We start from the raw sequence: 1,659 nt of genomic DNA, 5'->3' as shown, positions 1-1,659 counted from the left end.
TCCCGCTTCTGACTTACAATCGCGCTTAGCCATGGTAACTACCTCTTTAGTTGCTTGTGGTTAGCAGAATAATGGTGTTGGCGCACCGTTGTTCTGCGTCTATGAATTTCTTTTTTAACGGCTATTTCTTCATCGTCCAACGCTTGGCATCGTGCATATGCAAAATGCTGGCAATGACAATCTCCACCGCTTCCCGCTCTTTATCATCAAGATGAGTAACTGCTTCAAACTGGAGCTTAAGCCGGTCATCAGGGCCACGCTCACCAGGCTCAAAAAGAAGCATATCCGCACTGACATTCAACGCTAATGCAATACGCCTGAAAACATCAATCGTAGGCTGAGAAGACCCGGACTCGTAGCGTTTGTACTGTGAAACGTGCATACCGATCTTGTCGGCCATTTGCTGTTGGGTGAATCTCAATTCTTTGCGGCAAGCCGTGAGTCTGTCAGGAAAGCTCATAGTGAAAACCAAGGTTGCTGTAACTGACATTACTATAACACAGCCTATTTATCGCTCAATGTTGTGTATCATATCAAGAACTAATAAGGATATCAATATGACATATTATGTGTTTTTGTCGATGTCGAGAACTTCCCCGCATGCAATGATGATTGAGAATCATTAGTGACCCTGCTTAAACATTTTCAATGGGGAGCGATTTCCGCTTGCAAGGCGGATAGCTTCAGTCGTGTAGCGATATCAGCCGGGACAAGCTACACAGCAACTACAATGCGGTGCAGGAGCAGACGGGCCTCTTTGCCGGCCAGGGCGGGGTTGATATTCGGGTAGGGGAACACACCCAGTTGGACGGAGCGGCCATCGCCAGTACCGCCGACGCCAGTAAAAACCGTCTGGATACCGGCACCCTGGGGTTCAGCGATATGCACAATGAGGCGAAATTCAGCGCTGAGCATCAAAGCATCGGCATGAGCAGCGGCGGCCCCATCGGCGGGCAGTTCACCGGCAACCTGGCCAACAGCCTGCTGTCGGGGGTCAATCACTCCGGCCAAAGCAGCAATACCACCAAAGCGGCGTTCAGCCCCGGCAGCCTGATAGTGCGCAATCAGGCGGGGCAAACCCAGGATATTACTACCCTGAGCCGGGATGCGGAGCGTGCCCATGAGACCTTAAGCCCGATATTTGATAAAACCAAGGAGCAGGAGCGGCTGCAACAGGCCGGGCTGCTGGCGGATATCGGCAATCAGCTGATAGATGTCGTGCGCAGCGAGGCGGCCATCGGCGCCCTCAATACCGCCAATAAAAAGGCGGAGAATATCAGCGCGGCGGACCGGCAGGAGGCCAGGGAGGCCCTGGCACAGGGTGATAACCCCAACGAAACCCCAACGGATAAGCAAATCAAGGACTATATCCGTGCCGTTGCTTATAATCAGGCATTGGCGGATTCTGGTTTCGGCACCGGCGGCGGCAAACTCAAGGCGCTCACGGCGGCAGTGGCTGCGGCGCAGGGTCTGGCGGGCGGCAATCCGGGGCAGGCGTTAGCCGGGCTGGCGGCGCCTTATGTGGCTAGTGAGATAAAAGAGCGTTTTAAAACCGACACGGCCCGCATCACCGCCCATGCGGTGGCGGGAGCCATGCTCTCGCACCTGCAAGGGCACAGCGCCCTGGCGGGCGGTGCGGGGGCGCTAAGCGCCGAAGTG

1 protein-coding gene and 1 pseudogene are annotated in these 1,659 nt (G+C 54.9%); one reads left to right on the top strand and one right to left on the bottom strand.

The genetic code is table 11. The annotated features are described in order from the left end of the window. Window positions 1-121: 121 nt before the first annotated feature. Entirely contained in the window at window positions 122-460 is a 339-nt protein-coding gene (locus HB631_RS26725) for a helix-turn-helix transcriptional regulator (protein WP_213994202.1), read from the bottom strand. A 275-nt stretch (window positions 461-735) separates the two neighbouring features. Between HB631_RS26725 and HB631_RS26720 the strand changes: the two are divergent. Beyond that, window positions 736-1,659 (top strand): annotated as a pseudogene (locus HB631_RS26720) (filamentous hemagglutinin); the annotation flags it as partial.

The organism is Sodalis sp. dw_96, assembly GCF_018449575.1.
In the GTDB taxonomy this organism is placed as follows: domain Bacteria; phylum Pseudomonadota; class Gammaproteobacteria; order Enterobacterales; family Enterobacteriaceae; genus Acerihabitans.
This window is presented reverse-complemented; position numbering and strand designations above follow the sequence as displayed.

Bases quoted from the DNA above. Each gene is read 5' to 3' on its own strand.
- HB631_RS26725 (WP_213994202.1), bottom strand. From the start codon at position 460: ATGAGCTTTCCTGACAGACTCACGGCTTGCCGCAAAGAATTGAGATTC.